The sequence below is a fragment of the Geomonas sp. genome (assembly GCF_056994735.1).
The window spans coordinates 1-5337 of sequence record NZ_JBXKJL010000181.1 but is presented as its reverse complement, the minus strand read 5'-3'; the positions used below and the strand labels follow the sequence as shown (position 1 = coordinate 5337).

The following is a 5337-nucleotide window of genomic DNA, read 5'->3' as shown; positions in this document are numbered from 1 at the left end:
CGCCCTTCGAGCCGCGCGAATTTTTCCGCCAGGACCTGAACCTGGCGCTGGAGTACCGGCTGCCTCCCTCCCAGTTCCCCCAGGAGATCAAGGAGCACTGGCGGCAGTCGCGCTGGGCCATGGAGTTCGCGGCGCAGGAGCCGGAGCCGGGAGAGCGTGAAGAGCTCCGCCTGTTGAGGGAAGAGATCCAGGCCCGGCTGGAGAAACGCAAGGCCGCGTCACCGGTGGCTGCCAATGTCAGCGGCGGAGGAGTACGGCTGAACCTGGGGGAGCGGTTGCGTCCGGGCATGCTGGTGGAGCTGGGCATCTATCTGCCGCAGCCCGCGAAGGTGCTGGAGGTGGTGGGTGAGGTGGTGCAGGTGACGACTTCGCCAGACAAGGATTACTTCAACACGGCCTTTCGTTATCGCTTCATCGACGAGGGCGATCGCGATCGCCTGATAGGGTACATGGCTTCACAGCAACTCTGGCAGCTGTCTCAACAGGCCCCCAAGGGGGGCGATGAGGCCGCGCCGGTCAGGCCAAAACCGCCGCTCAGACCATTGCGCCTGGCGCTGGGAGTACTGATAGTCACGGGCTTCCTGGGCTGCGAGGTCCATTCCATCCTGCTCAGCCATCAAAGAGGCGAAAAGCACGAGATCGCCAGGGTTTTCGAGACCGGGATCATGGACTTCCTCAGGCAGCGGAGGTGACCATGTCCATGGCATCCTCGATCATGATCTCCAGCTCCGCCAGCAGTATCTCCTTGATCCCCATCCCCTGGGCCTCGAAAGTCGCCGCCAGCATCAGGTTGGGCTCGGCAGGAGAGCCGATGCCGATCTTCTTGCAGGTGTTATCGACCAGGCGCACCATGCTGAGGAGCACGTTGGTGGTGTCGCTCTGCTCCTTGTGGTGGTCCCTGACCACGGTGCAGTAAATCTCCGGCAGGTTCCATTTCTGCAGCAGCTCGCAGCCGGAATCGGTGTGCATGGCACTCATGATTTCGGAGGTCAGTTCCCGCGACATCCCTTTCCCCTCCGGCTCCGCCAGGAGCATCCCCTCCAGCACCTTGAGGATCAACAGGTTCCCGATATCGTGCAGCAGCCCGGCGATGAAGGCCTCCTGTGCCAGCTGCTTGTACCCGGTCTTCTCGCACAGCCACCTGGCCCCGATGGCGGACCCGATGGCGTGCTTCCAGAGGACCTGGGAGTGGCTCTTCAACTCGGGAATGGTGAAGCTGTGGTAGCTGTTCTGCTGGGAAGCGAGCATGGCCACGCTGGCGATCTCACGCGCCCCCAGGCGGATCACCGCCTCGGTTATGGTGGTGACCTTGGTGAGGCCGCAGAACATGACGGAATTCGCCAGCCTGAGGATCTGGGTGGTGAGCGCCTGGTCCTTGATGATCAGGGCCACCACCTGTTCGAAGGTGAAGTCCTTGGTCGCCAGCACCGCCTGCAGTTTCAGGGCGATGGGGTGGAACATCGGCAGGTTCAGGCTTTCCGACTCGAGCTGCTCCTTGATCACATCCACAAACGGTCGCGTCTGCATCTTATTCCCCCAAAAGCCGCCTGATTTCGGCGATAGGCCGCGGTTTCCCAATCCTCGGCAGGAGCCGCACGGCATCCTGCAGCGACACGATCCCCCGCGCCGCCATGCACAGCCCCGACTCCAGCAGCGTCACCAGTCCCGTGGTCTCGGTGGAGATCTTCCTGATCTCGTAGGAGGTCCTCTTGCTCAGGATGGCGTCTTTTACCATCTCGTTCATGATCAGCATCTCGAAGACCCCGATCCTGCCCCGGTAGCCGCTGTACCGGCACTTCGAGCAGCCCCGCCCGAGCCTGAAGTCGGCCCCCCTGAGCTCGTTATTGCTGTAGCCGATCCTGCGCAACTCGACCGGGGCCGGCATGTAGCTCTCGCTGCACTCCGGACAGATGCGGCGCAAAAGCCGCTGCGAGAGGACGCAGACCACGGTGGAGGCGATCAGGAAGGGCTCGACGTTCATGTTCATCAGGCGCAAGAGCCCCCCGACGCTGTCCTCGCTGTGGAAGGTGGTGAGGACCTTGTGGCCGGTGAGGGCGGCCTGGATGGCGGTCTCGGCCGAGAAGTTGTCGCGAATCTCCCCCATCACGATCACGTCCGGGTCCTGGCGCACGATGTGCCTCAGGGTCTCTTCGAAGGTGACGCCGATTTTCTGGTTGATGGAGCACTGCGCGATCCCCTCGATCACGTACTCCACCGGCTCCTCGGCGGTGACGATGCTGGTGTTGAGGTTGTTCAGGTAGTGGACGCAGCTGTAGAGGGTGGAGGTCTTGCCGCTGCCGGTAGGGCCGGTGACGATGAGGACCCCGCTGGGGGTGTCGACGGCGTCGTCGATGAACTTGTCCAGCATGCGGGGGGGCATCCCGATCTCCTTCAGGTCGAGGAGCTGCTCCCCTTTCTTGCTCAAAAGCCTCAGCACGATCTTTTCGCCGTAGATGGTGACGTAGAAGGAGACCCGCATGTCCAGGGCCATGCCGCTCTTGGCGCTCTCGTAGCAGATCCTGCCGTCCTGGTGGCGCCTTCTCTCGGCGATGTCCGCCTCGGCCATGACCTTGATCCTGCTGCTGATCGGCAGGGCCAGTTCCTTGGCGAAATCCTTGTAGAGGGCCAGCATTCCGTCCCGGCGGAAACGGACCCTGAGCACGCTGCGCATCGGCTCGATGTGGATGTCGCTCGCCTTGTCCTTGAGGGCCTCCTCGAATATGGAGTTGACGATACCGGTGACGGTGTGCTCGTCGGTGGCCGGCCCGTCCGCCTGGATGTTCCCCCGCTTCAGGGTGTTGAAGGCGTCCCTGATCCCCTTCATGGTGGCGATGGCGAAGATGGTGTTGGTTCCGAAGAGCTTCTGGGCGGTCTTGCGGCCCTCAGGGTTCAGCGGATCGGCGATCGCCACCAGTACCTGGCCGTTTTCCTCCCTCACCGGGATGAAGCTGTGCTGGTTGACCCAGTGGGGCGGCACCTTGGAGAGGAGGTTGCGGTCGATCTCGGAAGGCTCCAGGTCCAGGTAGGGATAGCCCAGCTGGAAGGCCAGCACCTCCGCCAGGGTGTACTCCTCGATGAAGCGCTGCTCCACCAGGATCTCCCCCAGCATCTTGGCCCCGTCGCTCTCCCGCTGGATGCCGAGCGCGGCCTGCAGTTCCGACTTCTTCAGGTACCCCAGCTCCACCAGCAGGGCCCCGAGCTTGACGGAGACGATGTTGCTGCGCAGAGTTTCCCGGAGCTGCTCCTTGGAGAAAAAGTTCAGTTCGAGCATCACCGCGATCAGGGTCCGCGGAGAGACCAGTTTCGACTTCACCCTCTGCGCGTAACCGAGCTGTTCCTCAGCCAGGAATCCAGCCTTCATGAGCAAGGACGCTATTTCCAGCCCGGAGTCGCTCGCCCCCTTGCGGTCCGAGCCGTCGTTGCTACCATAGGTCTCCATAGGCTTCCCCCTGATAGGCCCCCCACACTCTCCCCGGGAGCCGCACCCGGCGGGGAGACTCTTCATTGACATCCCCCCAAGTTCCTTGGTAGTATACCATGCTCAATTGGAGTGGGCTAATCGGGGGTGCCTTCCGCCGAAGCCGCTCTGCAGTGGGCGCGGGCGGTCGGCTCCTGTTTTTCCGGAAGTGGCGCAGGGCCGGGAAGCGGATCATTGAAAAGCCCGGTATCAGATCGATAATTAGATTTTCAAACCGTTCATGGGGAGCCGCTCAGATGAGGCGGCTGGAGGAGTGAATATGCGGCGTATCCTTTTTTGTCTCGCGACAGTTTTCTGCCTTGCCCTTTCCGGGTGCGTCACCAGTGGCACCTATCATCAAAAGGAGCTGGAGGCCGAGGGGCTCTCGAAGAGCCTCCAGGAGCAGCGGGCCGAGTACCGCAAGGTGGCCGACGAGAACAGCCAGCTGAAGGCCGACGTGGCCCGGCTGACGGCCGAGCTTTCCGCGGTGACCGGGGAGAGGAACACCCTCTCGGCAGGGAAGAAGGAGCTGGAGGAGTCGCTCAAGTCCACCTCCGACGCCAAGAACCGCAGGATCGGGGAGCTGAGCCAGAAGATCTCGGAGCTGGAGGCCGAGAACAAGCAGCTGAAGGATGAGCTGAGCCAGCTGCAGAAGCAGAAGGAGCTCGAGGTCCAGAAGACCAGCAGGACCTATGAAGACCTCCTCGAGCACATGAAGAGCGAGATCTCCAAGGGCGAAGTCACCATCTCCGAGCTCAAGGGGAAGCTGACCGTGAACCTGGTGGAGTCGGTGCTCTTCGACTCAGGTCGCGCGGAGGTGAAGCCCAACGGTCTTGTCGTGCTGCAGAAGGTGGTCGACATCCTGAAGAACTTGAAAGACAAGGCGATCAGGATCGAGGGGCACACCGACAACATCCCGATCGTCGGCGCACTCGCCAAGCGCTATCCCACCAACTGGGAGCTTTCCGCGGCCCGGGCCATCAACGTGGCCAGGTACCTCCAGCAGCAGGGGCTTGATCCGTCGCTGTTGGCGGCGGTGGCCTATGGCGAATACAAGCCGGTGGCGCCCAATGACACGGAGGAAGGCAGAGCCAAGAACCGCAGGATCGAGATCGTCCTCGTTTCCAAGGAATAGGCGCGGGTTATGAAGAAGAAAGAGATGCCAAAGCCGAAAGAAAAGGAGTTCTCGATCTCGCCGTTCAAGGCGCTGAGAGGGGTGGCGCTGGGGGGAGAGCAGCAGGGTAAGGCCCCGGCGGCTCCCAGGAAAGAGCCCAAGCCCGAGCAGCCCAAGACGCGGCAGCAGATGGACGACGAGTTCCTCTTCCTGGACGCCATGTCGGACGTGCGGCGTCTGAACGAGGGAAGCGCCCCGCCACCACCGGCCAAGGGGCCGGCACCGGTCCGGGCCCAGCGCGACGCGGAGGAGGAAAGGGTCTTCCTGCAGGCGGTAGAGGCCTTGAAGATGGATGTGCGCTTTGCCGACGGTCTGCCGGAAGAAGAGGAGCTGCAACGCCCCGCGCCGGTGAACCGCCTGAGACAGTTGCGCCGGGGGGGCATCAGGATCGATCTGCAGCTCGACCTGCACGGGCTCACCAAGGACGAGGCGCTGGAAAACCTCGCCAGGTTCGTGCAGGGGGCTTACAACCGGGGGCAGAAAGGGGTGCTGGTCATCACCGGGAAGGGGAACAATTCGCCCGGCGAGCCGGTCCTCAAGGCCGCGGTGGCGCGCTGGCTCAGGGAGAACGGCAAGGGGATGGTCTCGGAGTTCGTGCAGGCCCCGAGCGACATGGGGGGCGGAGGCGCAGTGGTCATCTTCCTGAAGGAGAAGAAGGTGGAGGAGGAGGGGCAGGGCTGAACCAGCCTCACGCAAAGACGCAGAG

The 5337-nt window shown here is 62.8% G+C and carries 5 protein-coding genes; 3 read left to right on the top strand and 2 right to left on the bottom strand.

The window, feature by feature from the left end:
* On the top strand, positions 1–692 hold a 692-nt coding region (locus AC11W3_RS08375), incomplete at its 5' end, for a PilZ domain-containing protein (RefSeq protein ID WP_484092814.1).
* Here the strand turns inward: AC11W3_RS08375 and AC11W3_RS08370 are convergent.
* Positions 676–1527 (bottom strand): HDOD domain-containing protein, encoded by an 852-nt coding sequence (locus AC11W3_RS08370; RefSeq protein ID WP_484090926.1) that lies wholly within the window; start codon positions 1525–1527, stop codon positions 676–678. The two genes, AC11W3_RS08375 and AC11W3_RS08370, sit on opposite strands and share 17 nt — an antisense overlap.
* 1 nt (position 1528) lies before the next feature.
* Positions 1529–3439: a GspE/PulE family protein gene (locus AC11W3_RS08365; RefSeq protein WP_484090925.1), complete on the bottom strand. Its 1911-nt coding sequence runs from the start codon at positions 3437–3439 to the stop codon at positions 1529–1531.
* Positions 3440–3737: 298 nt separating this feature from the next.
* On the opposite strand from AC11W3_RS08365, the gene AC11W3_RS08360 reads away from it, so the two are divergent.
* Both AC11W3_RS08360 and AC11W3_RS08355 read left to right on the top strand, forming a co-directional pair.
* Positions 3738–4592 carry an OmpA/MotB family protein gene (locus AC11W3_RS08360; RefSeq protein ID WP_484090924.1) on the top strand — a complete coding sequence of 285 codons (855 nt, stop codon included), beginning with the start codon at positions 3738–3740 and terminating at the stop codon, positions 4590–4592.
* Between the two features lie 24 nt (positions 4593–4616).
* On the top strand, positions 4617–5312 hold the full coding sequence (locus AC11W3_RS08355; RefSeq protein ID WP_484090923.1) for a Smr/MutS family protein: 696 nt from the start codon (positions 4617–4619) through the stop codon (positions 5310–5312).
* The last annotated feature ends 25 nt before the right edge of the window (positions 5313–5337 follow it).